Below are 26,270 nucleotides of genomic sequence, written 5' to 3'. Positions count from 1 at the left end.
TAACTGAACTCTATTCAGAAACCATAGGATTCAATAGAATACCCGCCATGAATAAAGACGATGATAAAGAAGGCATGGCGATGTTTTCGGCGCTGATCGAGGGGATAAAACCTATCGCCCAAGATAAGCGGCATTTTCGCACGCCCCTAAAAACCAAACAGGAAATTGAACTGAAAGAGCAGCAACTGCATGCTGACAGTTATTTCTCAGATACTTATCAACCTCTGCTGCCCGTTCAGGGGCCAATGCGTTGGCTCGACGAGGGTGTCGACAGTCTCGAGCTTAAACGCTTAAGACGCGGCGATTACCAACCTGATTTATTGCTGGACTTACACGGTTACCGCCAATCCGAGGCAAAACTCGAACTCGCGGCGCTGATCCAAGCCTGCGTAAAACAGCAAAGCCAATGTTGTTGTGTGATGCACGGTTATGGTACTGGCATACTAAAACAGCAGGTGCCAATGTGGTTGGTGCAACATCCTGTGGTAAAAGCCTTTCATCAAGCCCCAAAAGAATGGGGTGGCGATGCGGCGCTGCTGGTACTTATCGATATTGGCGACCAACCACATCGACGTTAATGGACATATTTATCCTCTAAAAACAAAGGGCCCACTAATGTGAGCCCTTTGTTTTATCGAAGACATTAACTAATGCTGTGGGGCGCATGTTGCCAAACAATGCAGGCCTGCTCGGCATGTTTATCTATCAGAGTAATTCCCGAGGTGGCAAACAAGGGCGGCTCAACACCCGCAACTAGCTCGCTGACCAAATAGCCTAAGAGCGGCATATGGGAAATCACCAGCACTTTATCGGCCTTGTACAATTCGGCATAAGCAACAATTAAGGCGGCCACATTGGCGGGATCACCTGAAGGCACTAAATCATCCACGACCAGCCATTTACGTGGCTCGGGGAAATGTTGACTCAATTCTTGCCAAGTTTGCTGCGCACGTAGATAAGGGCTGACCAAAACAAGATCAAAATCGCTGATACTTCGGGCTAACCAGTTACTCATTAAGACAGTATGGTGTCTTCCTAAATCGGTAAGCGTTCTGTCCCTATCCGACTGAGCATTAAATCCAGCGTCACCATGTCGCATCAAAAATAGCTGCATACTTCTCTCGCTACCCACACTTGTTTTTGTTTTATCCCAATTGTAGCCCTAAAATGGATTTCAACAAACCTTGTAAGGGTTAATCTTTAGTCGATAAACACAAGAGATATTTGCCAAAAACCATTAAGACTATCAATATATAACAAGCCATCGTTACCGGAGTGTCTCTTTGCAAGCCTCTCAGTCTATTTACAAAAGTCCAAACGATCATCGTCAGTACCGTTATCTCGTGTTAGATAATGCCCTGCGGGTATTATTGGTCGAAGATTTGGACGCCAGCCAAGCCGCCGCTTCCATGGCGGTGGCCGTAGGACATTTTGATGATCCTGTTGATAGACCCGGTATGGCACATTTTTTAGAGCATATGCTCTTTTTAGGCACGGAAAAATTCCCCGACTCCGGCGAATATCATGCCTTTATCAATCAGCACGGCGGCAGTAACAATGCTTGGACCGGCACAGAGCACACCAATTTCTTTTTTACCATCAATGCCGACGTATTTGCCGACTCCCTAGACAGATTTAGCCAATTCTTTATCGCCCCCAAATTTGACCTTGATCTAGTTGATAGGGAGCGCCAAGCGATTGAATCTGAATTTAGTTTAAAGCTGAAGGACGATATCCGCCGCACCTATCAAGTGCTTAAAGAAACTGTTAATCAACAGCATCCGTTTTCAAAGTTTTCCGTGGGCAATTTAGTCACGCTAGGCGGAGAACAGGCGCAGGTCAGAAGCGAGCTATTGGCGTTTTATCAAAGCCATTACAGTGCCAATTTAATGACGCTCTGTTTAGTCGCCCCTATGCCGTTAGATGATTTGCAGGCGCTCGCGGCCCAATATTTCAGTGCTGTCAGCAACTTAAATCTCGTCAAACAGTATCCTGATGTGCCACTGTTTTCAGAAAATGAACTGCTTAAGCAAATCAATATAATCCCCTTAAAGGAACAAAAGCGTTTAAGTATTAGTTTTAACTTTCCAGGTATCGATCACTACTACAAACGCAAGCCGCTGACCTACATTAGCCATATCCTCGGCAATGAGAGTAAAGGCAGCCTGCTGTCGTATCTTAAAGAACAAGGTTTAGTGAATAATCTCTCCGCAGGCGGCGGAGTCAATGGCTATAACTTTAAGGACTACAGCATAGGTCTACAACTGACCGACAAAGGCGTGGCCAATATTGACGATATTGTATGCAGCTGCTTTGAGTACATTGAGCTGATAAAAAACCAAGGCCTTGAGGATTGGCGCTATTTAGAACGAGCGAATCTGCTCAAAATGGCGTTTCGCTATCAGGAGCAGGTGAAATCCCTCGATTTAGCCAGCCACTTAAGCATCAATATGCACCACTACGAAGTGGAAGACTTAGTCTTTGGTGACTATCGCATGGATGGCTTAGATATTGATGAAACCCTTGAACTATTGCGCTTAATGACGCCGCAAAATATGCGCTTGCAACTCATAGCACAGTCCGTTAAGACCGACCGCAAAGCCAATTGGTATCATACGCCCTATAAAGTCTTACCGATAAAACCCGAATCCCTTGCCCGTTGGCAAGTGACACACATTCGCCCAGAGTTGCAATTGCCTGCTGCCAATCCCTTTATCGTGGCCGATTCCATTGCTCGGCCCGATAAAAGTGAAGTCGCCGTACCCGTGATTGTCGCGGAATCAACGGGATACCGAATTTGGCATAAAAAAGACGATGAGTTTAATGTCCCCAAAGGCCACATGTATCTATCCCTCGATTCGGAGCAGGCGAGTAAAACCCCAAAACATGCTGCCCTCACCCGCTTATACGTTGAGATGCTGCTCGATTACTTGACTGAGCCCACTTACCAAGCGGAAGTCGCAGGGCTTAGCTATAACATTTACCCCCATCAGGGTGGCATCACCCTGCATTTGTCTGGTTTTACGGGGAATCAAGAAACGCTGTTAGCCCTGCTGATCCAAAAGGCGAGAGAACGTAATTTCACCGAAGAACGGTTTGCATTAATTAAATCTCAACTGCTACGTAGCTGGCAAAACCTCGCGCAAGCCAAACCGATTTCGCAGCTATTCACTAGCTTGACCGCCACGCTGCAAAAACGCAGCTACGAGCCGGCTCGCATGGCACAGATGCTTGAAAATATCACCTTAAATGATCTGCATAACCATGTACGTGCCTTTTACGAGAAGATTTACCTCGAAGGGCTGATTTATGGCGATTGGCTTGTATCAGAGGCGCAAGCCTTAGGAAAACGACTGGAACATATATTATCCCTCGTCTCTAGCCCAAGCGCGGAGTCGACCCGTGAATTAATCAACTTAACCGGGCAAGGCACCCTGCTTCGGGAATTGGCTATCGACCATCAAGACAGTGCGATTATTGTTTATTATCAATCAGCTATTGCCACACCAGAAAAAATGGCGCTGTTTAGCTTACTCAACCACACTATGTCTTCGACCTTCTTCCATGAGTTACGTACCGAAAAACAATTGGGCTACATGGTCGGCACAGGTTATCTGCCACTCAATCGCCATCCGGGACTCATTTTCTATATTCAATCCCCGACAACGGGACCGCTGCATTTATTAGAGGCAATCGATGAATTTATCGCGGACTTTAATTATGCCGTCATGCAAATTACCAATGAAGAATGGGAAAGCACCAAACAGGGACTCATCAATCAAGTGATGGAGCATGATGCTAACCTAAAAACCCGTGGCCAGCGTTATTGGGTGAGCGTAGGCAATCGTGATTATCAGTTTAATCAGCGTGAATTAGTGGTCGCAGAAATCAACAAACTCACTCGCCCAGATCTTATTAAGTTTATGATGCGAAAAATGCGCACTAAGCATAGCGATAGACTGGTGCTTTTTAGCACAGGTTCTGCCCATGCGGCCCAGTCAGCGCTCAAATCAGAGAATATGATTACCGATCTTAAACTCTTTAAACAAAACACTGAAAAGTTCAATTTTTGACAAGTTAGTACTGACGTAATGGTATTCATGTCATATGGGTAACCAACAAACAAAATCGCTAAATGCACGTAAATCTATAGTTGTATCTATTGCCAGTAAGCAAAAAACTGATGGAAAAGTTGGTAGTTCAATGCCAATGCGTCAAGAGAAAGTACAAAATTAGTCCATCTATATGCTATTAAAAGGATTTTTTACATTCTGGCTTTTGACAAAAGCTTCTATTTCTGGAAAAGTGATGTAACACAATTGTTTCATGGCATCCTCGGACAATACTAAGAACTACACTATGCCGAAAATACTCTTAAAAATCGTCTTAATCGCTTTTTTTGGCATCCTTGCATTAGAAGACGTAACCGCATCTCCCTTTTCAAATAAATCACCTATTATTCTCCAGTCACAATCGTATGGTGTGCCAGAAGGACTTTCCCAAAGTACCGTTACGTCGATAGTTCAGGATCACGATGGATATCTATGGATTGGAACCTTTAATGGGCTCAATCGGTTTGATGGAAAAAACTTCAAGCACTTTTATGCTAATGATGCCAGAACAGGGCTTCCTAGTTCTTTTATTAGAAGTTTACTCGTTGATGATCAAGGAGTGTTATATGTTGGAACAGACAGCGGTCTAGTTGTTTACGATAAACTTCAAGACTCATTTTCTCCTTATGGCCTATCAGTAAAAAATACTCCCGTCTGGAGTATCAACTCAAAAAATAACAGCCTCATAGTTGGTACTGATAAATCCATTATCGATATAAGCAACCAAGAAAAAAAATACGAACTGTCCAGTAAAGGATTAAGTGAAATAAAAAAAGCTATAAAAGTTGGTGATAATTATTATATAAGAGATTACTCAGGAAAACTATTTAAGTTAGTAAATAATGAGTTAAAAGAAATCGCTCATGGCACAATAGATTTAGATGAAACGAATGATAATGAAATTTCAATATCATTCAACCATGGGTTATATCAATATAATGGCAACGAAATAGTAAAAACGGACTCTCGACCATTCTCTCAACTCGCAAAGTACAATAATACCATTTATGGATTCACCAACGGAAAAATTGTTAACATCTCAAAAAACATCATAATAGGAACTCTTCCTCCAGACCAGGTAGATAAAATATCTTCATTTGTTGTAACGAAAGATATGTTTATATTAGGCACTATTGACAAAGGCTTTGTTATTGTAAAAAAACTTAACAATTTAGTACAGCAAACTGATTTATCGAAAAACAACACATGGCATCTAACAAAAAACACACAAGGGTTTATAGTATCATCTGAATCAGAAAATATAGACCTTTTCGACAATAACTTTAATCTAATAAACAGATTTAACACTGAAACCCAAGGATACAAATACGCAATATTAAATGAAGAAGGTCTTTATTTTGGAACTAATTCAGGATTATTTTTAAAGACTGAGAAAAGTTTAATAATGATTAGTGACAAATCAATATCTTCATTATCTAGCAATAGTGACAACTCCATAATAACAGCTGGAACATCTGATGGTAAGGTGTTAATCATCAATAACACTGAAATTATTGATGTTATCGATACGAAAAATAGCGAACCGATTTTTGATATTGAATTTTACTCACAAGATTTGATCTATATAGCTGGTCAGGGTGGCTTTAAAAAGTATGAGAATGGACGATTATCCAGCTTAGGCGAGGAAATAACATACAGTATAATGCAGGAAAATAATGGAATTTATTTTGGGACATCTACATCTTTAATGTTTTTCGATAGGCGCGATAATAACATTTCTAAGATATTTTCCAATAAAAAAGAAGTTTATTCAATCATTAATGATGAAAACTATATAACCGCAGCATCATTAGGTGAAGTCGTAATATATGAAAAAGAAAGCAAAAAAACATATACTTTAAAGACTGCTAACGGAAGTCAGTATGAATACAATTCGCCAAGTGCAATAGATGTGAATGGTTATGTCTTACTTGCTGGAATAAACGGTGTCAGCATTTTACACCCCCAAAATGTCATAAACTATATTAAAAGCAAAGAAATAAGCCAAACAGAAATATCTGATTTCCTTGTGTTTAATGTTTCACAAGAAAATGATAGCACTTTCTTTAATAACAAAAATTCAGCTATTAACGAAATAACCTTAAAGTATTCAGATTATCCATTTTCCTTCAACTTTATCTCCCCTATGTCGGAAGACTCATCCACTAATTATAACTATAGAATGTATGGTCTTTCTGATACATGGATATCGGCAAATGGAACCAACTCAGCAACATATACGAATTTATCTCCTGGGAAATACAATTTTCAAGTATATGCTATCAATTCACTTTCAGGTAAAAAATCTGCAATAAAAGAAGTTTCAGTAATTATCACACCTCCTTGGTGGTCCTCAACTCAAGCTAAAATATTTTACTTTGTTATATCAATGTTCATCGCTGTTTTTATATTTAAAGCAATATTAAGAAAAAGAGAAATTCAGCGGCAAATAGCTTTAAGCGAAGAACGCTTAAAACTTTCTTTATGGGGAAGCGGCGATGAAATGTGGGACTGGGATATAGAAACGGGTCACATTTTCCGCTCAAATATTTGGGGAGCATTGGAATTTCCGAAGGATGGTCAACGTTCTGGTCATAGTGATGAGGAGAGTAATATTCATCCAATGGATCAAGAACGTGTAAGGGAAGCGCTTAACAAACACTTCTACGGTGAAACCGATCATTTTGAAGCGGCATACAGAGTTAAAGGCAAAGATGATAGCTGGATCTGGATCTTAGACCGAGCAAAAATTGTAGAAAGAGATGATAAAGACAATGCGCTGCGGATGACGGGCACAATTAAAAACATCAGCCAATTCAAACAAAAGGAAGAACAATTAAAACTGTTCGAAAAAGCCATTGAAAATATTTCCGAAGGTATGTTTATTCTCGACAGCGAATATCGATTTGTAGAGGTAAACGAAGCGTGTTGTAGAATTTCTCAGCGTAATCGCACTGATTTTATAGGTAATCTGCTTACCTTCGATTTGTATCCGGAGTCCTTTTCTAATCAAATTCGTACCATGTTAAAACAACAAGGTCGTTGGGCCAGCGAAGTCGAAGCCAGCCGTGGTGATAAAAGCCATTTCCATATGGAACTGACTATTGACGCCATTTATGATGAGTTAGGTGAATTATCGCATTACGTAGGGGTATTTTCTGATATATCGAGACGTAAACAACAAGAAGAGGAACTTCGTAAACTCACCAACAATGACCTATTAACGGGGCTGCCCAATCGCTCAAACTTGCAAGTTACATTAGGAAACTTGGTTAATAAAGAAATTACCCATGCCTTAATGGTACTCGACCTCGACAATTTTAAACGTATCAATGACTCCTTAGGTCATCAAATTGGTGATCAGTTACTCAAGCTAGTGTCCGTCAGAATTAAGTCTATTCTCCCTAAAAACACCAGTATCTATCGTCTAGGTGGCGATGAGTTTGCGATTGTACTCGACAAAACATCTGACATTAGTGCCTGTGCCGCGATTGCAGGACGAGTAATTGAAGCCTTTAAAACCATGTTTGAAATCGGTAATGAGCAGCTGGTTTTGGGCGTGAGTATTGGTATTGTTTTCTACCCTGAGGATGAACAAAGTGAACAGGCACTTCTGAGAAAAGCCGATATTGCCATGTATCATGCAAAATCTGCCGGCGGAAATTGTTACCAATTCTACTCAGAATCCCTTAACCAACATGCAATTAAACAACTTGAAATTGAAAACCTCATTCGTGAAGGATTAAAAGAAGATTTATTTGAGGTGTATTATCAACCCAAAGTCGATCTTAAAAGTGGTCACGTCGCGGGGATGGAAGCCTTAGTCCGTTTAAATCATCCCACCCGTGGACTGATCCCACCGAATGATTTTATTCCCCTTGCGGAAGAAAATGGCCTTATTATTGAAATCGGTGAAATTGTACTTAGAAAAGCCTGTTTTGCGGCGCAGAAATGGCGTGAACAAGGGCTCTTCAAAGGAAGAGTCGCCGTCAATTTATCGTCACGTCAGTTTGCCCTACCCGATTTACAGCAACGCATAGAATCTATTTTACGCTTAACGCAATTACCGGCCTCTCACCTAGAACTCGAAATCACCGAAGGGACGGTTATTAAGCAGCCAGAAATGGCTATAACCGTTATGCAGCAATTAGCTAAGATGGGAGTGAGCCTCGCGTTGGATGACTTCGGTACGGGTTATTCTTCACTTTCTTACTTAAAACGGTTCCCAATTCATACGCTCAAAATCGATAAAGCCTTTGTCGATGATATTGATAAATCTGACCGAGATTTGAAGATGGTCGATTCAATCATTACCATCGCTCACAATATGGGTCTGTCGGTTGTTGGTGAAGGTGTAGAACAAGCCGCGCAGCTAAATATCCTTCGGGCCCTTAACTGCGAAGAAATACAAGGTTATATCTTTAGCAAAGCGATTAATGAAATTGAATTTACTCAATTGCTTCAAGATGATCGGAGTAAATTCATGCCCCACCACAAGATTATTTGATCATAAAATTATCTCTCAATCGGTAGTTTGAAACATTGGCACAACATCTGCATTAAGGTGTTCAGAGTCAAAAAATAAAACATTATCAACTACCCTGAGAGATAAAATGATGAAAGGAATTCTAACTGCAGCAGCATTACTGTCTACAATCGGCTTTGTAACAACAGCCGCCGCCATTGAAACAACTGTAGAGAAAAGCCTTTCTCAAACTGTTGTATCATCCGAAGCGACTAAAGACGTTAATCCAGAAGTAGCTGGTCATCCTGCTGTCAAATTCAAATCTGTTGAAGTTACCGGACATCCTGCTGTCAAATTCAAGCCCTTTGAAGTCGCTGGACATCCCGCAGTGAAATTTAAATCAGTTGAAGTTGCAGGACATCCAGCTGTTAAATTCAAGCCCTTTGAAGTCGCAGGACATCCTGCAGTGAAATTTAAATCCGTTGAAGTTGCGGGACATCCTGCAGTTAAATTCAAGCCATTTGAAGTCGCTGGACATCCTGCAGTGAAATTTAAATCCGTTGAAGTTGCGGGACATCCTGCAGTCAAATTCAAGCCATTTGAAGTCGCTGGACATCCTGCAGTTAAATTCAAGCCATTTGAAGTCGCTGGACATCCATGCGTTAAGTTCATTAACACAGAAATCGCATAACATTAATCAGGTGAAGGAGAGTGTCTATGTTAAATTCAATCAAAAAAGCACTTGGTTTCGCAAAGCCTGTTCGTAAAAAAGTGAAATTACCAGAAGGCTTAAACCACCTTGAAGTGATCCCTGCAAAGGGTTGGTGGAATTAATTTCACCTTCAGGCGGAAATATACCGTTCGCAAAGCTTAGAGCCATTTGCTAGCGCGTGGCCTAGGTCAATAAAAAAGGAGCTAAATGCTCCTTTTTTATTAGCCACATTTACGACAAATCATATCAACATTAAGCGGTTAGACTAGCGTCAGAAGTCCGGCGCATTCTGCTTAGCGCAATACGTTTATGGGAGGAAAACAGTGGAAACGCTAAGGGTCCCAGTATAAATCCCATTACAGCCCAATAGCTTACCGAAAGTCCTACTCTAAAAGCCGCAATGCCAAAACACCAGGAACAACTCACCGACAAGGCGACAACCACATAAAACATGAATCCCACAGCAACCTCTTTATCGGCTAAGTCATTATGTGCAAATCAAAAAATAGCCGTTCTCAATATAAATAGACTCTGAGTGAGGCTATTTATCAGCACTAATCAACATATACAGACGGTATCACGGTACAACTGCCGTAAATAGGGACGCCATAATACAAGATCACTCAAACAAATGTGAACATTTTTTAGGCAAAAATTAGCCTTGAGGCAATAAAAAAGCGGCATCATATTGCCGCTTTTTTAGTCAACCCCTATTTGTGCACTTAGAAGAAACGAGCCTTTTCTGCCGCCATCGCCTTAAGACGTGGGCATGGCTCAAATCGGTCGCCGTATTGAGCTTGATAACGTTCCAGTATGTTGACCAAGTTATCGGCACCCAGGGTATCAATATAGTGGAATGGGCCACCTAAGAATGGTGGGAAACCAATACCGAAGATGGCGCCAATATCACCATCACGCGGTGAGGCAATAATGCCGTCATCTAAGCAGCGCACAGCTTCATTGAGCATTTGCACCACACAACGCTCGGCCACTGCGCTTAAGTCTTTGTCCATACCAGGCTTGATGCCAAGTACTGCGTAAACGCTTTCATCCACGGCTTTCTTCTTGCTCAACGCTTTATTGCCAGCAGCATATTGATAGAAACCTTTGCCATTTTTACGGCCTTTTCTATCATCGCTCAGCAACTTATCGAAGGCTGCTGGGGCTTTAAAACGCTCGCCCAATTCTTTTTCAAGGATTGGAGCGATTTTAGCACCGACATCGATACCTACTTCATCGAGCAAAGTGATAGGGCCGACGGGGAAACCGAACTTCACTAAGGCTTTGTCTAAGTGCTCAATACTCTGCCCTTCCAGCAGTAATTGTGCAGCTTCGTTCATATACAGCGCGAGGATACGGTTAACATAAAAACCGGCACCGTCTTGTACCACGATTGGCGTTTTACCCTGTTTGCGGGCAAAGGCCACTGTGGTGGCAATCGTCTCAGGAGACGTTTTCGCATGGGCAATCACTTCCACCAGCGGCATTTTTTCTACTGGTGAGAAATAATGTAAGCCAATCACATTTTCAGGACGGCTGGCCGCCTGTGCAATTTGGCCAATGGGTAAAGATGAGGTGTTAGATGCAAAAATCGTGTGCTCGCCGCATTCACGCTCAATATCTTTAACCATCTGATGTTTAAGCGCTAAATCCTCAAATACGGCTTCAACAACAATATCAGCGTCCTTAACGCCTTTATATTCGGTCGTCGTTGTCATCAGTGCCATTAAATTGTCGCGAACGGCCGGCGTCATATGACGACGTTTAACGCCTTTATCCAATAACTTATAGGCGTAAGAAAGCGCATTGCTTAAGCCCTTTTCGTTAATGTCTTTTACCCGCGCAGGAATTTTCGCCTTAGTCGTCGTGACCGAAGCAATACCACCGCCCATCAAACCGCCACCTAAGATCACGGCTTTTTTGACTTTACGTGGTGTCGCCCCTTCGGCGCCAGTTTCTTTCTTCATCTCTGTAGTGGCAAAGAAAATACTGCGCAGCGCCTCAGATTCTTTCGACACCACCAGCTCTGCAAAATGGCTGGCTTCTACCTCAAGCCCTTTCTGCATTCCTTTCGCCATACCTTGGCGTACACAATCAATAATTTTTGCCGGCGCAGGATAGTTGCCTTGGGTTTTCTTAGCGACTTGCTTGGCAGCTTGATCAAAAATAATGTTACGGCCGAACCCTGTGCCTTCGAGTAATTGATTAACCAGCGATTTTTTAATCGGTTTCGCCGTGAGTTTACCCGCGAGCGCCATTTCCACTGCGGTTTGCAACAGAATCGTCTGTGGTACTACGTCGTTGACTAAGCCCATCTTTAACGCTTGTTTCGGACGAATTTGTTTACCCGTCAACATCATATCTAGCGCAGTGGTGATCCCCACTAAACGTGGCAAACGCTGAGTACCGCCGCCTCCGGGTAATAAACCGAGTTGCACTTCGGGTACGCCCAACATGGTCTTGCCATCATCACTGCACACACGTTGATGACACGCGAGCGCAAGCTCTAAACCGCCTCCTAAACAGGCGCCATGTATCGCGGCAACCACTGGGATATTCAAGGCTTCTAACTCGTTAAATACTACATGCCCTTGCTGGGATAAGGCTTTCGCATCGCCCGCCGTTTGACAAGCGTCAAGCATAGAGATATCCGCCCCTGCTACGAAGGAGTCTTTTTTACCCGAAATCAGCACTAGGCCACGGATACTGCTATCGCGTTTAATCTCCGACAGGATCTCACTGATCTCAGGGCCAAATTCTGCCTTGAGGGTATTCATGGTTTCGCCGGGTACGTCCATCATTAGAATGGCGATACCGTCTTCACGGCGGGTTAAATTAAATGTCTTTTCCATCGCCATTACTCCACTTCCACAATCATTGCAGCCCCTAAACCACCCGCAGCACAGGCCGTTGCCAAGCCCGTTCCGCCGCCACGACGTTTAAGCTCACGACAAACCTGAGTGATTAAACGCGTACCTGTGGCCGCAAAAGGATGACCGTAAGCTAAAGAGCCGCCGAGCACGTTAAATTTGCTCATATCGATTTCACCAATGGCACGATTGCGCCCTAATTTTTCTTCGGCAAATTTCTTTGAGGCAAACATCTGCATGTTCGCTAAGGTTTGTGCCGCAAAGGCTTCGTGCATTTCGATGAGGGTTAAATCTTCTAATTCCATGCCGGCGCGTTTTAATGCCAATGGCGTTGCATAGGAAGGTCCCATCAACATGTCTTGCCAGACATCAATCGCGGTAAATGCGTAGCTCTTAATGTAACCAATAGGTTGATAACCCAAGGCTTTAGCACGGCCTTCACTCATCAAAATGATCGCCGAGGCGCCATCGGTCAGCGGTGTACTGTTCGCGGCGGTGACACTGCCATGCTTTTTATCGAAAGCGGGACGCAGTTTAGCGTAAGAGCTTAAATCGGAGTTTTCACGAATGTTATTATCGCGCTCGATAAACTGTTTATAAGGTGGAACATGGGCCACCATCACTTCGTCACGTAGATGACCTGAAGCCCACGTTTCACTTGCCAACGTGTGGGAGCGGTGTGCCAGCGCATCTTGATCGGCGCGGCTGATATTATACGTCTTGGCCATTTGCTCTGCGGTTTGCCCCATGGACAATCCAGTTGAATACTCGGCAACGGCAGGCGGCACTGGCAATAAGTCTTTGATGCCTAAACGGCGGAAAATCTGTAGTTTTTGGCCAAAGCTACGGGCTTTATTCAGATCGACTAAGGCATGGGCGAGCTTTTTAGATACCCCAATAGGCAATACAGAGGAAGAGTCTGCGCCGCCGGCAATACCAATCTCAATATTGCCAGTCATGATTGACTCGGCCACATTCACCGCAGATTGAAAACTGGTCGCACAGGCACGGGTCACGCTATAAGCATCGGTTGACACATCCATGCCGGTTCCTAACACGATTTCACGGGCAATGTTCGGTGCCGCAGGCATTTGTACCACCTGACCGTACACTAATTGCTCAATCAATTTAGGATCCAGTTCGCTACGGGCCAGCAGCTCGTTAACGACCATTTTGCCCATATCGAGCGCCGACACACCGTGGAATGCGGTCGCCTGTTTCGCAAATGGCGTTCTTAAGCCCGCCACAATGGCGATACGCTCACCCTTTGCGTTAGTTACCTGTTGTCTATCACTCATTTGTCACCCTCTTTATGTGCGCTATCGCTGAGAGATTTCAGGCGGCGCTATCGATTTCCATGTTTGCCCTGCTGTTTGGCACCAAAAAAGCCTAATAACAGGTCTGACCATTAAAGTGTGATCTGATTCTAACTTCTTGTCAGCAAGTTTTAAACACCTGTTTGTTTTTTTAACACTAGCCAAACCCTTAGGGAATTCTTTACCATATTCGTTGTCTATAGCCCACACACGTATTTTCAATCGATATTTTCAACCTAAAAAACGAGTAGCATCATGCCTTTGAGTCGCTTCCACGCATTACGCACTTACCTAAATAAGGTTGTTTTAGGGCAGCCAGTTTTGACCGAAAACCTGCTCATTGCCCTCATTGCCAATGGCCATTTATTAGTAGAAGGCCCACCAGGTCTTGCTAAAACCCGTGCGGTTAAAGCCCTCTGCGATGGTGTGGAAGGGGATTTTCACCGGATCCAATTTACCCCCGACCTGCTGCCCGCCGACCTTACGGGTACGGATATCTATCGCTCACAAACTGGCACCTTTGAATTTGAAGCGGGTCCGATTTTCCACAATCTTATTCTCGCCGACGAAATCAACCGCGCCCCCGCTAAGGTACAGTCGGCGTTATTAGAGGCCATGGCCGAAGGTCAAGTGACCGTTGGGAAAAACAGTTATAAGTTGCCGCCGCTCTTCCTCGTGATGGCAACACAAAACCCCTTAGAAAACGAAGGCACTTATCCGCTGCCCGAAGCCCAGCTCGACCGCTTTTTAATGCACCTGAATTTAGATTACCCAAGCGGTGACACTGAAATCGAAATTCTGCGCCAATCCCGCCAAGAAGCGCTCACCCATGAGTTGCCGACTGCGGAGCCGATTGCCCAGGCCGACATTTTTGCCGCCCGTGACGAAGCGATGGAAATTTATCTGGCCGAACCGCTAGAGAAGTACATAGTCGAAATCATTATGGCGACCCGCCAACCCGCGCGTTACAGCGACGAACTGGCAAAATGGTTAGAGTACGGTGTGAGTCCTCGCGCGACAATTTCGCTGGAGCGCTGCGCTCGTGCCAGAGCCTGGTTACACGAGCGCGATTTTGTCTCTCCCGAGGATATTCAAGCCGTTGCGCCCAATGTGTTAAGACACAGACTGCTGCTGAGTTATCAAGCACAGGCCGAAGGTGTCAGCCGCGATCAAGTGATCAACCATATTTTGACTCAGGTCGCAGTTCCATAATCTCAGAACATAGACTGGATACGCGGGCTGATAAATCCTAGGTAACTGAATCGCTTTGTATGAGTAGCTTTGAATGAATAACAGTGCGCTAAACGCATCCCTACACAGTGACGGCAATCCACATGGCTTGCCATTGTTTGCCGACGGGCTGCATTTAACCGAGAAAGAACTGCTCGCCTGCCAGACGATTGCGCGGGCTATTCCTGAGCGTCACAGCCGGGCACGAGCCAATATGGCGGGACATCGCAGCAGTTTAATCAAAGGCCGCGGGATGGAATTTGCCGAAGTGCGTCACTATCAACAGGGCGACGATGTCCGCACCATAGACTGGCGCGTGACCGCCCGCACTGGGCAAACCCACACTAAGTTATTTATTGAGGAGCGCGAGCGCCCTATTCTGTTACTGCTCGATTTAAGCCAGAGCCTGTATTTTGGCTCGAGTTTATTATTGCAGTCGGTACAAGCGGGGCATTTAGCGACCACGCTAGGTTGGAATGCCATCAACCACGGTGACAGACTCGGCGCCTTAATAGCCTGCGAATCTGAACATCTAGAGTTAAAACCCCGCAGTCGCCGCCAAGGGATATTGCAGCTCATTTCAGGATTGCGCCGAGTGCACGAGCAACAACTCAATCAGCTCGGCAGTCACCTTCGGGATCCTGACCATATCCTGCGCGCCTGCCAGCGCTTGCAACGTATCGCGAAACCGGGCTCATTAATTTGGATCATCACAGATGGCAGCCATTTTACGCCGCAATGTATCGCGCCGCTGACAGAACTTAAACGCCATTGTGATATTGGCGCCTATCTGGTGACCGACCCTCTTAGGCAGGGCAACCTCAATTTACCCAAGCAGTTTAGTTTACCGGTTCGCGAAGGGGACCAAGATCGAGTGCTGACTCGCGACAGTTATCAAGCCTGGCTTGGGCAGCAACAACAGCAGCAGAATGACTTTATCGCCATGATGCAAAAGCTAAAGGTACGTACCCAATTTATCGACGCGGGTTTACCCCTCGCGCAGCAGTTAGCCTTACTGCAATAACAGCACGGCAAATAAGTGAGTAAAAGTAAACAGTGCATAATAAAGCATAAGTGAGTCCAAAGCGTGAACCCACAAACTCTAAATCTAGCCTTGGATAAGGCTGCCACGCCAAATCCCGCTTTGGCGGATTTACAAGATATTATTCTCCCCGACCCGATTGGGGCTTGGCCATGGGCCATAGGTTATTGGTTAGCACTCGCTATCCTGTTAGTTTTGTTGATTGCCGCGATTCTTTGGCTCAAAAAACGTGCCGCTTACTTAGCGCCTAAAAAAGCCGCCCAAGGTTTATTTGCAGCACTTGATCCTCATTCGGCCCAGTATCCCTCTGACGTGAATCAGCTGTTAAAGCGCACCGCCTTAAGTTATCTGCCAAGGGAAGTGATAGCCAAACTCGACGGCCCCGCGTGGGCAACCTGGTTAGATAGCCATTTGCCCGAAAAGCAACGCGGCCGCATAGGGCCTTTATTGGAAAAACGCCATCAGGCTAAACCACTCAGCGCCGAGGAGGCCCGTGAGTTACAAGCCCTCGCCCACAGCTGGTTTGCCTCAAAAGCCAAATTAAGCGCACCGATAATGGACACTGCTGCAAACCAAAACCCGACGTCGTCAGCAGCAGTCACACCGGCTCCAGCTAAGCCTGCGGAGGAGCAATGTTAACAGTCGCATGGCCTTTGGCATTGATTTTACTGCCTTTACCTTTTATTTTTTGGCGTCGCCAAACGGTGCAAGCCGAAGGTGGCCGCCTGCAATTGCCCGGTATTATCCAAGCGGGCAAGGCCAATATCACTAGCCACAGCCGCCAAAGTCGCAAGCGCTATTGGTTAATGTGGAGCTTGTTAGTGCTTGCTATTGCCCGCCCACAATGGCTTGGCGATCCGATTGAACTGCCAAGCCAAGGGCGGGATCTCATGCTGGCGGTGGATTTATCCGGCAGTATGCAGATTGAAGATATGGTGATTAACGGCAAAGTGGTTGACCGTTTTACCTTGATCCAACACGTGGTCAGTGAGTTTATAGAGCGTCGCAAAGGCGATCGTATCGGTTTGATTTTATTTGCCGATCACGCCTATCTACAGGCGCCACTCACCCAAGATAGACGTTCTGTCGCCCAGTTTTTAAAGGAGGCGCAGATTGGCCTTGTCGGTAAACAAACGGCGATTGGCGAGTCGATTGCGCTCGCGGTCAAGCGCTTCGACAAAATGGATGAGAGTAACAGAGTATTGATTTTATTGACTGACGGCTCAAATAACGCCGGTAATATCGATCCTGAGCAAGCAGCCCAAATCGCCGCTAATCGCAAAGTGACGATTTATACCGTTGGTGTGGGTGCCGATGTCATGGAAAGACGCACCCTGTTTGGTCGTGAGCGCGTCAATCCGTCGATGGATCTCGATGAAAACCAACTCAAGCATATTGCCGATGTTACCCATGGCCGCTATTTCCGCGCCCGTAACAGCCAAGAGCTGGAACAGATTTATCAAGAAATTGATAAACTGGAGCCCGTGAGTCGCGATCAACTCAGTTATCGTCCTCAAGCAGAGCTATTCTATTGGCCGCTCGCCCTCGCGCTGCTCACCAGCATTTGGATAGCCTTAGGTCAGTTAGCACTGTTTTCGCGGACTAAAAACCCTGTTCCATCAGCAACACCACGGGGGGATGTTCGTTAATGAGCCTGCATTTTATTCGTCCAGAATGGTTACTCGCCCTGTTGCCACTCGCCATCATCCTGTGGGCGCTATGGCGTCAACACCAGAGTAACAGTGCTTGGAACCGCTATATTGCGCCGCATTTGGCCAAAATATTGGTCACAGAGGGCACGCAAAAATCTCGTCGATCACTGCATATCTTGGCTTTCACTTGGGTGATTGCCACCTTGGCCTTAGCGGGGCCAGCACTCAATAAGCAATCTTTGCCCGTTTTTGCCGCCGAGCAAGGCCGAGTGTTGGTGATGGACATGTCCGTCTCCATGTTTGCCACCGATCTGGCGCCCAACCGCTTAACCCAAACCAAGTTTCGAGCGACGGATTTACTCCGCGGCTTAAAAGAAGGCGAAACTGGCCTGATTGCCTTCGCTGGCGATGCCTTTACCATAAGCCCGCTCACCCGAGACACGGGCACACTGCTTAATTTATTGCCCACCTTAAGCCCTGACATTATGCCGGTGTTGGGCTCAAACCTAGCGGCCGCCCTAACCCAAGCTAAAAATTTACTGGTACAGGGCGGGCATCTACGGGGCGATATTATTGTGATGACAGATGGCATCACCCCGAGGCAATTCGATGAGGCCAACTCGGCCTTAGCTGGTAGCCAATATCGGCTCGCGATCATGGGATTTGGTAGCCCCCAAGGCGCGCCCATCCGCTTACCCGATGGCCAATTACAGCGCGACAGCAGCAATGAAGTCGTTGTCGCCAAAACCGACTTTGGCTTACTGCAAAAATTAGCCGATAACCATAATGGCATCATGGTCCCCAATCGGGCCGATGGTCAGGATTTAGTGCAGTTGCAACATTGGTTAAGCGACAGTGGCGATGCCAAAGCCACGGATCTCGATGGGGAAACCTGGCAGGATCTTGGCCCTTACCTCGCCTTACTCTTACTCATCCCTGCCCTGCTGAGCTTTAGGCAAGGCATGCTCGCCAACTGGCTACTGATGGGATTGGCTGGCCTATTGCTCGGTGCAGCCCCACAGAATGCTCATGCCAGTGCATGGGACTCACTCTGGCACACACAAGAGCAACAGGCGATGCAGGCCTATCAAGCCGAAGATTACGCCAATGCCGCTCAAAAATTCGAAACGCCACAATGGCAAGGCGCGGCACAGTACAAGGCGGGCGAGTACGAACAGGCGCTAAAAAACTTTGAGCAAGATAGCTCTGCTAATGGCCTGTACAATCAAGGCAACGCGCTGATGCAACTCGGTAAACCCGATAAAGCCAAGGAGCGTTATCAGGCCGCACTCGACAAGCAGCCCGAATTCCCACAGGCTAAGGCCAACCTTGAGTTAGCTGAGAAATTGCTGAACCAGCAAGAATCGCAGCAAAATACTGACAATCAAGATAAGCAGTCTCAAGGCGATCAAAACCAACAGGGACAGAACCAGAACGATCAGCAGCAGGGACAAAACCAGCAACAAGGTCAGCAGGGAGATCAACAATCCTCGCAACACGACCAAGCTCAAGATCAGCCTCAAGAGCAGCAGTCCCAACAGCAAAATAATCCTGACCAAGCAGACGAAAAACCGTCGCAGGAGCAAGAGTCTTCATCCGAGCAGAATAATCCTGAGCAAGGCGAACAGGATAAACAGCAAGCGAGTGACGATAAGGCCAAGCAAGAACAGCGAGATGCACAGCAAAAACAACAGCAAGCCGAGCAGCAAGCCAATCAGCAACACGGCGCCGATAACAATGCTGAAGATAAAGAAGATCCAGCCAGCAACGAGGCCAAAATGCAGGCACAGGTCGAGGATGATAAGTCTAAAGCTGAGCAAGAACAGCAACAGGCCATAGCGTCAAAAGCGGATAAAGAGAAACAGTCACAGGCGGATAAAAACCCAGACACCGCTGTTGAGTCTGTTGAAGCGCCGCCAAGTAACAGCGAGCCTTTGCCAGCTGAGATGCAGCGAGCACTGCGGGGCGTGAGTGAAGATCCACAGGTGTTGCTGCGTAACAAGATGCAACTCGAATATCAAAAACGCCGTCAAAATGGCCAAATATCAAGGGATAACGAACAGTGGTGATCAGACAATTTTTTATCCTCCTCACGCTTTGCATCGCGGTCATTCAGCCCGCCTTTGCCCTGAGCAAACTCGAGGCGTCGGTCGATCGCAATCCGGTGATGGAGGGAGAGTACTTTGTGCTCAATGTCAGTGCCGACGATGAGGTCGACACGGGTAAACTCGATACCTCTATCCTGCTTAAGGATTTCATCGTGGGTCGCACCAGCGTGAGTCGTAGCACCCAGATAATGAACTTCGATGCGGTTAAAGAAACCCGCTGGCAAGTACTGCTTGCCCCAAAGCAAAAGGGCCTACTGACCATTCCATCCTTTAGCATTGATGGCGTCAGCTCCGCTGAAATCCCCCTCAAGGTCGTCGAAGCGGGCGCACAACCTGAGCAGGCCAAAAATCTGTTTATCGATGCCAAAGTCTCGACCGATGAAGCCTACGTCGGCCAGCTTATCACCTACAAAGTGAAACTCTATCTTGCAGTCGAACTGCAACGCGGTGTGCTCAATGCCCCCGTTATCGAAGGCGCGCAGATTAAGCAAATTGGCGAAGACAAGGACGGCTCGGAGATCATCGAAGGCCGTCGTTACCGCGTGATTGAACGCACCTATGGCATCATTCCCGACTTACCCGGCCAAGTGAACATCAAAGGCGCGACCTTTTCTGGCGATGTATTAGTGGAATCCCAACGCCGCGGCGGCATGTTTGGCTTTAACGAGAGCCGCCCAATGCAGGCTGGCGCGCCCTCCTTAAGCATTCAAGTCGAACCAGCGCCAACTAGCTTCCAAGGCCAATGGCTTGTTGCCGACTTAGTGGCTTTAAAAGAAAGTTTTCCTGAGGATGTAAAAGAGTTTACCGTCGGAAGCCCCATCACCCGAACGCTCACCTTATTGGCTTCCAATGCCGATGAGAATAGCCTGCCGGATATCGCGCAAAACCTGCCGCCAGAGCTTAAATCCTATCCCGAAAAACCCCAGCGCCAGAGCTTTGTGCGCGACGCACAAATTGTGTCCCAATACAGTATTACCTCGGCCATCGTCCCCAGTAAGGCGGGCACTTTTACCTTACCCGAAGTGAAAGTGCCTTGGTGGAATCCGCATCTTAAACGCCAAGAAATGGCGACCCTGCCGGCCCGCACCATTCAAGTAAAAGGTGGCGCCGTGGTCGATACGCCCATCGAACCCAACTGGCAGGCAAACACCAGCACCAACAATGAAGGCCATTGGAGCACCAATCTGTTCGCCCTGCTGTGGCTGGTGACATTAGTTGCCTGGGCCGTTACCTTTGTCGCTTGGCGACGCGCGCTTAAGCGCCAACCGACGGTCCATACACAAGTCGCCTCGCAACCGCTCGCTCTTGACACAGGCATTAAGGGCTTAGAGCAAGCCTGCGCTAAAGGCAATGTCAGTGATATTTTGCAGCAATTGCAGCAATACTGTAGTGAGCAGGCCGCTCGCCCTATGACGCTCGATAAAATTGCGGCGCAGTCGAGCGAGTTAGCAGAGGCGATTCGTCAGCTGCAAGCCTTAGCCTACGGCGGCAAAGCCAATAGCGACGACCAACTGGCAAGCGCTGTAAAAGCATTGTTAAGCGCTGTGAAAAGCGGCAAGCTACACCCTATGACGCAGCAATCTACGCCATTACAACCGCTGAACCCCAATGTCTAAACACAGATAGATAAATCAAAACGACGCACGGCATAATCGAATGAGTAAGGTGTAATCTTTTGAATCGTAAAATAAAAAGAAAATATCGAAAAAATGTTTGCTAACTGGCGAAAGAAATCCGTCGAGCCCGCGGTCTCTTCTGACATGCTGAGCAAACAACGACGATACAACAGCCTAGTCAAGGCACTGCACGCCGATATCTTCCGCTATGCCTTTTGGTTATGCGGCGATAAGCAGGTGGCAGAGGACATCACCCAAGAAACCTTCTTGCGGGCATGGCGCTCTTTAGATTCCCTACAGGATGATAAAGCGGCGAAGGCTTGGCTGATCACGATTCTGAGGCGCGAAAACGCCCGTCGATTCGAGCGCAAACAATTCGATTACGCCGATGTCGAGCAAGAGAGTTTAGAAGATCACATCGCCTCCAGCACGGAAGAGCAAACCGAGCAATATTGGCTGAGGCGACAAATCGCTAAGCTGGATATTGAATATCGGGAACCCCTATTACTGCAATTGATTGGCGGTTTTAGTGGGGATGAAATCGCCCAACTATTGGAACTAAATCGTAATACCGTGATGACGCGTTTATTTCGGGCGAGAAACCAATTGAAAGAATTACTTGAGAAAACTGAGGTAAGAGGCCAATCCAATGGATGAGCTTAAATTTAGACGTCAAGCTTATGAAGATCCTCATAATCAAGATCCTGAGTTTGTTGCGCAAATGCAGGAAAGCGCAGAAAACCAAGCATTCGTCGCTGAGCTTAAAAGCTTAGACGCCAAGCTCACCCACGCCTTAAAAGTGGATGTGCCAGAAGATTTAGCCGACAAACTGATCCTGCGCCAACAATTGCAGCAGCACCATAAGCAGCGCCGTCAAACGGGATTTTTAGTCGCCATGGCCGCATCCATTGCCTTTATTGTGGGGATCAGTTTCAGCTTGTTGCGCCTAGGCCCTGTGGATTTAGCCGAGCATGCCTTAGCGCATGTTTACCATGAAGGCGTGGCCTTGCAAGTGGATCAGAATGTCAACTTCAGCCAAGTGAACGCGCAGCTCGCCTCCTTAAAAAACCTCGGCCACGCTAAATTTACTGAGCAGCCCGGTAAGGTCTACTACACCTCTTACTGTGATTTTCAAGGGGTTAAGAGTCTGCATTTAGTGCTGCAAGCTGAAAAAGGCAAAGTCACTCTGTTTATTGTGCCGATTGAAAAACGCATGGTGTTGGACAACACCTTCGCCGACGGTAAATATCAAGGTATGGGCTTTGAGGCTGGTGATGCATACATTTTGCTTGTGGGTGAAGATAAGACCGACCTTAGCTTCGTAAAAGACGAAATCAAGAACACCTTTATCTAACCTATTAATATCAAATACTTTCTTATGCCGACCTCCGATCTTTTCTCATGCTAGGAGGTCGGATTTCGATCACATCTTTATCTACTAATGGGTTCTTGCTCAAACATCTGGTAGCATGCTTGCCACTTTTAATAATAACAAGATGGGATAAAGACAATATGACGATTGAAACCCCGATTTTAATCACATTTGTTGGCTATTTAGTATTGATGATGGGCATAGGATTTTGGGCTTACCGTGCCACCGATACTGTTGATGATTATATTTTAGGTGGCCGTAAAATGGGCCCCGCCGTAACTGCGCTCAGTGTGGGCGCCTCCGATATGTCAGGCTGGTTACTCTTAGGTTTACCTGGTGCCGTTTACTTAGGCGGCTTAGGCGAAGCTTGGATTGGTATCGGCTTAGTCGTCGGTGCTTGGCTTAACTGGTTGTTTGTGGCCAAACGATTGCGCATTTACACCCAATTAGCGGACAACGCCCTCACCCTGCCCGACTTCTTCGAGAAACGTTTTCACGATAAACAGGGTTACCTCAAACTCGTCTCTGCGGTCACGATTCTGGTGTTTTTCACCTTCTATGCATCCTCTGGCATGGTGGGCGGCGCCATTCTGTTCGAAAAAGTCTTCGGTCTCGATTACACCGTTGCCTTAGTCATTGGTTCGGCCATCATCGTTGGTTACACCTTTATTGGTGGCTTTTTTGCCGTGAGTTGGACCGACTTCTTCCAAGGCTGTTTAATGCTGATAGCCCTGCTGATCATCCCCTTTGCGGTGTTTTCTCACCCTGAGAGCCATGCTGGGATTGAGTCTATCGACCCGGCTATGCTGGCACTTATCAGTGACAAAACTACTGTGATCGGTCTGTTATCACTGCTCGCATGGGGACTGGGTTATTTCGGCCAGCCACATATTTTGTCGCGCTTTATGGCCATTGGTACTGCCGATGCACTGCCGCTGTCACGCCGTATCGCCATGAGCTGGATGATGTTATCCCTCATCGGTGCTTTAGCCACAGGATTAGCAGGTTCACTGTATTTCGCCAATCAACCACTGGCCAATGCCGAAACCGTGTTTATTCATTTAGCCCAAGCCGCCTTTAACCCTTGGATTGGGGGCTTGCTGATCGCCGCAATTCTGTCGGCCATTATGAGTACCATTGATTCGCAGTTATTGGTGTGTTCGAGCGTCATCACCGAAGACTTTTATCGCAAATGGTTGCGCCCTCAAGCCGACGATCGCGAGCTGATGATGGTAGGTCGTATGGGCGTGCTGGCCATTGCCGTGATCGCAGGCATCATTGCATTGAATCCTGAAAGCAGTGTATTGAGCCTTGTGAGTTATGCGTGGGCAGGTTTTGGCGCCGCCTTCGGTCCTGTGGTGATCCTGTCACTCTTCTGGAAGCAATACAGCCGTAACGGTGCAATTGCTACCATTATTGTCGGCGCATTAACCGTGGTGATATGGAAGCAGCTCACTGGTGGCATTTTCGACCTATACGAAATCTTACCTGGATTTGTGTTTGCAATTATTGCAGGGGTTGTCGTGAGCAAGATGTCTCGCCCAGCAGAAGCCATCACCGCAGAATTTGAGCAATTTAAATCTGCGTTGTAACAGCAGAAATTATTTCTGAGAACGTAAAAAGCGTACAAGTGTACGCTTTTTACAATTTGTATAAATTTATTAACCTTTCATCAGTTACAAAACGTTAACCTCAATTAAAACCTCGCCTTAAGATAAAAGCCAAAGATACCAAGCATCTGGCCCGACCATTCGTTCATGCTAAAGTACGACCCCGTTTTAATTAACTGTTATTTAACAAAATTAGAATCTGGTCGGACTTGTTGAGGTTACACACAATCCCTAACATGCCGAAGATTATAAAAGGATTTGCGCGTTGTTCCGGCGACTAGGACCGAACAAAATCCAATACCAAAATAATGAGAGAATAATAATGAAATCATTCAACAAGACGCTGCTTGCCGTTGCAGTTGCACTGGCGAGCTCACAAACTTTCGCTTCGGGTTTCCAATTAAACAGCCAATCAGCCACAGGTATGGGCCGTGCTTTTGCTGGTGACGCAGTCATCGCCGATAACGCCTCTGTGTTATCGCGTAACCCAGCTGCGATGGCATTATTCGATAAAGATGCAATCTCTTTAGGCCTAACCTATGCCGATATTACTGTTGACGTTAAAGACGTTAACTTTGCCGGTGGCGCCGTTGACTTAGGCAGTATCGACGATGCGGGTAGCTCTAAAGTTATCCCGAACATTTTCTACATCCACCCAATCGACGATAAGTTAGCCGTAGGTTTTGCTGCATTCTCTAACTTCGGTACAGGTACAGACGCCAGCTCTTTGTCTAAGAACAAGCCTGCAGCACCTTTCGACCTACTCGGTGAAACAGAAGTCACTACAGTGAACTTTAACGCCAGCGTGTCATACCGTATCAACGATATGTTCAGCATCGGTGCGGGTCTGGATGCTATCTACGGCGAAGGCCGCTTAACCCGTAACGCCGGTACGACTCCGATCGTTGACGTAGACGCTGACGGTTGGGCCTTCGGTGGTATCGTGGGTGCCACCGTTGAATTAGATAAAGATAACCGTTTCGGTATCAGCTACCGTTTCAGCCCAACTGTTAACGTTAAAGGCGATATCAATACCATTACAACAACTACTATCCCTGGTGTAGGGACAGTACCTGTTGCGACTAGTTTCGATAGTTTAGATGTACCGCTAGCGGATATTTTCCAAGTTGCTGGTTTCCATCAGATCACACCTAAGTTTGCTCTGCACTACACTGCGCAGTACACCCAATGGGGCAACTTCGATCAAATCACCGCGAAAGACGGTACTGCAACGATTGCCGCTGTGGGCGCGACTCAAGCTGTAGGTGATGTTGCACTGAAAGAATACCAATGGAAAGATTCATGGTTATTCAGCGTAGGTGGTACATACACCATCAACGAACAATTCACTGTTCGTGCAGGTTATATGCATGACCAAGGCGTTGTGGACGAAATCAGCTCGATTTCATTCCCAGACTCTGACCGTAACTGGTACACAGCGGGTATGAGCTACCACATCAACCCACAAAACACCGTTGATTTTGGTATCGCGTACATTAAAGGTGAAGAAGTTCACCTGATCGAAAACAGCGCTATCACAGGCCCTGTTAACGCCGTAACCGAATCAAAAGGTATGTACTACTCAGTACAGTACAGCTACCAGTTCTAAGCTGTTTACGCCTCAAAAAAGCCGCATTTATGCGGCTTTTTTGTATCTTGCGTATTTATTGCCTAAAGTTAATCCATCCTCCCCTTGCACTGTCACCCTTATGGCAAAAGTCATTGGACTCGGTGGTATTTTTTTTAAAAGTACTGATCCCGTCGCGTTAGCCACTTGGTATCAAAACCATCTACAAATACCCATTGAAAACTGGGGCGGCGCGGCTTTTTATCATAACGATAAACCCACGCCCGGTTACCATGTGTGGACCCCCTTCGACCATAACACCAGCTATTTTGCCCCGACTGATAAAAGCTTTATGGTCAATTTTATCGTTGACGATCTGGAGCAGGCCCTACAGCAAGTCACTCAGGGCGGCGGTAAACAGATTGGGGAGATTGAAGACTCGGAATTTGGCCGTTTCGGTTGGTTTATCGACCCCGATGGCAATAAAGTCGAATTATGGCAACCAAGCCCAACGCCACCCGCGAATTAAGCTGTTCAGTTATAAGCCACTTTGCAACAACAGCTTTTCAATCCTGAATAGCAGCTGAGCATTTAGTAT

General features: G+C 46.4%; 18 protein-coding genes. 15 read left to right on the top strand and 3 right to left on the bottom strand.

Annotation, left to right across the window (positions count from 1 at the left end):
- Positions 1-47 precede the first annotated feature (47 nt).
- Entirely contained in the window at positions 48-578 is a 531-nt protein-coding gene (gene smrB, locus K0H59_RS07715) for an endonuclease SmrB (RefSeq protein WP_220055145.1), read from the top strand.
- Between the two features lie 65 nt (positions 579-643).
- Here the strand turns inward: smrB and sixA are convergent, their stop codons facing one another.
- Positions 644-1,114, bottom strand: a complete 471-nt coding sequence (gene sixA / locus K0H59_RS07710; protein ID WP_220055144.1) for a phosphohistidine phosphatase SixA — start codon at positions 1,112-1,114, stop codon at positions 644-646.
- A gap of 169 nt (positions 1,115-1,283) precedes the next feature.
- On the opposite strand from sixA, the gene K0H59_RS07705 reads away from it, so the two are divergent.
- The 3 genes from K0H59_RS07705 to K0H59_RS07695 all read left to right on the top strand — a co-directional run bounded on the left by K0H59_RS07705 (position 1,284) and on the right by K0H59_RS07695 (position 9,268).
- Complete coding sequence (locus tag K0H59_RS07705; RefSeq protein WP_220055143.1) at positions 1,284-4,073, top strand: insulinase family protein; 2,790 nt, start codon at positions 1,284-1,286, stop codon at positions 4,071-4,073.
- Between the two features lie 286 nt (positions 4,074-4,359).
- Complete coding sequence (locus K0H59_RS07700) at positions 4,360-8,619, top strand: EAL domain-containing protein (protein ID WP_220055142.1); 4,260 nt, start codon at positions 4,360-4,362, stop codon at positions 8,617-8,619.
- A 106-nt stretch (positions 8,620-8,725) separates the two neighbouring features.
- Positions 8,726-9,268, top strand: a complete 543-nt coding sequence (locus tag K0H59_RS07695) for a hypothetical protein (RefSeq protein ID WP_220055141.1) — start codon at positions 8,726-8,728, stop codon at positions 9,266-9,268.
- 743 nt (positions 9,269-10,011) lie between these two features.
- Here the strand turns inward: K0H59_RS07695 and fadJ are convergent.
- Positions 10,012-12,141, bottom strand: a complete 2,130-nt coding sequence (gene fadJ / locus K0H59_RS07690) for a fatty acid oxidation complex subunit alpha FadJ (protein WP_220055140.1) — start codon at positions 12,139-12,141, stop codon at positions 10,012-10,014.
- 5 nt (positions 12,142-12,146) lie between these two features.
- Positions 12,147-13,457 (bottom strand): acetyl-CoA C-acyltransferase FadI, encoded by a 1,311-nt coding sequence (gene fadI / locus K0H59_RS07685; RefSeq protein WP_011622190.1) that lies wholly within the window; start codon positions 13,455-13,457, stop codon positions 12,147-12,149.
- Between the two features lie 273 nt (positions 13,458-13,730).
- Here fadI and K0H59_RS07680 point away from each other — a divergent pair, with 273 nt between their 5' ends.
- The 11 genes from K0H59_RS07680 to K0H59_RS07630 all read left to right on the top strand — a co-directional run bounded on the left by K0H59_RS07680 (position 13,731) and on the right by K0H59_RS07630 (position 26,201).
- Positions 13,731-14,687, top strand: a complete 957-nt coding sequence (locus K0H59_RS07680) for a MoxR family ATPase (RefSeq protein ID WP_011622189.1) — start codon at positions 13,731-13,733, stop codon at positions 14,685-14,687.
- 73 nt (positions 14,688-14,760) lie between these two features.
- Positions 14,761-15,729, top strand: coding sequence for a DUF58 domain-containing protein (locus K0H59_RS07675; RefSeq protein WP_220055139.1), 969 nt, complete (start codon positions 14,761-14,763; stop codon positions 15,727-15,729).
- Between the two features lie 63 nt (positions 15,730-15,792).
- Entirely contained in the window at positions 15,793-16,386 is a 594-nt protein-coding gene (locus tag K0H59_RS07670) for a DUF4381 domain-containing protein (RefSeq protein ID WP_220055138.1), read from the top strand.
- Positions 16,380-17,396 (top strand): VWA domain-containing protein, encoded by a 1,017-nt coding sequence (locus tag K0H59_RS07665; protein ID WP_220055137.1) that lies wholly within the window; start codon positions 16,380-16,382, stop codon positions 17,394-17,396. Before K0H59_RS07670 ends, K0H59_RS07665 begins: the two co-directional genes overlap by 7 nt.
- Complete coding sequence (locus tag K0H59_RS07660) at positions 17,396-19,468, top strand: VWA domain-containing protein (RefSeq protein WP_220055136.1); 2,073 nt, start codon at positions 17,396-17,398, stop codon at positions 19,466-19,468. Before K0H59_RS07665 ends, K0H59_RS07660 begins: the two co-directional genes overlap by 1 nt.
- A complete protein-coding gene (locus K0H59_RS07655; protein ID WP_220055135.1) occupies positions 19,462-21,123 on the top strand; it encodes a BatD family protein in 1,662 nt (553 codons plus the stop codon). Before K0H59_RS07660 ends, K0H59_RS07655 begins: the two co-directional genes overlap by 7 nt.
- A gap of 93 nt (positions 21,124-21,216) precedes the next feature.
- A complete protein-coding gene (locus tag K0H59_RS07650) occupies positions 21,217-21,780 on the top strand; it encodes a sigma-70 family RNA polymerase sigma factor (RefSeq protein ID WP_023267683.1) in 564 nt (187 codons plus the stop codon).
- A complete protein-coding gene (locus tag K0H59_RS07645) occupies positions 21,773-22,477 on the top strand; it encodes a DUF3379 domain-containing protein (RefSeq protein ID WP_011716512.1) in 705 nt (234 codons plus the stop codon). The genes K0H59_RS07650 and K0H59_RS07645 overlap by 8 nt, the downstream gene beginning before the upstream one ends.
- Positions 22,478-22,635: 158 nt before the next feature.
- A complete protein-coding gene (putP, locus tag K0H59_RS07640; RefSeq protein ID WP_220055134.1) occupies positions 22,636-24,087 on the top strand; it encodes a sodium/proline symporter PutP in 1,452 nt (483 codons plus the stop codon).
- A gap of 340 nt (positions 24,088-24,427) precedes the next feature.
- The gene (locus K0H59_RS07635) at positions 24,428-25,714 is read left to right on the top strand and encodes an OmpP1/FadL family transporter (protein WP_220055133.1); all 1,287 of its coding nucleotides are present in this window, start codon (positions 24,428-24,430) and stop codon (positions 25,712-25,714) included.
- A gap of 100 nt (positions 25,715-25,814) precedes the next feature.
- Entirely contained in the window at positions 25,815-26,201 is a 387-nt protein-coding gene (locus K0H59_RS07630; protein WP_220055132.1) for a VOC family protein, read from the top strand.
- Positions 26,202-26,270: the final 69 nt, after the last annotated feature.

The organism is Shewanella sp. FJAT-51649 (genome assembly GCF_019457435.1).
GTDB classification, from domain to species: Bacteria; Pseudomonadota; Gammaproteobacteria; order Enterobacterales; family Shewanellaceae; genus Shewanella; species Shewanella mangrovisoli.
The sequence above is the reverse complement of the archived record's forward strand: the minus strand, read 5'-3'. Positions and strand labels throughout refer to the sequence as shown.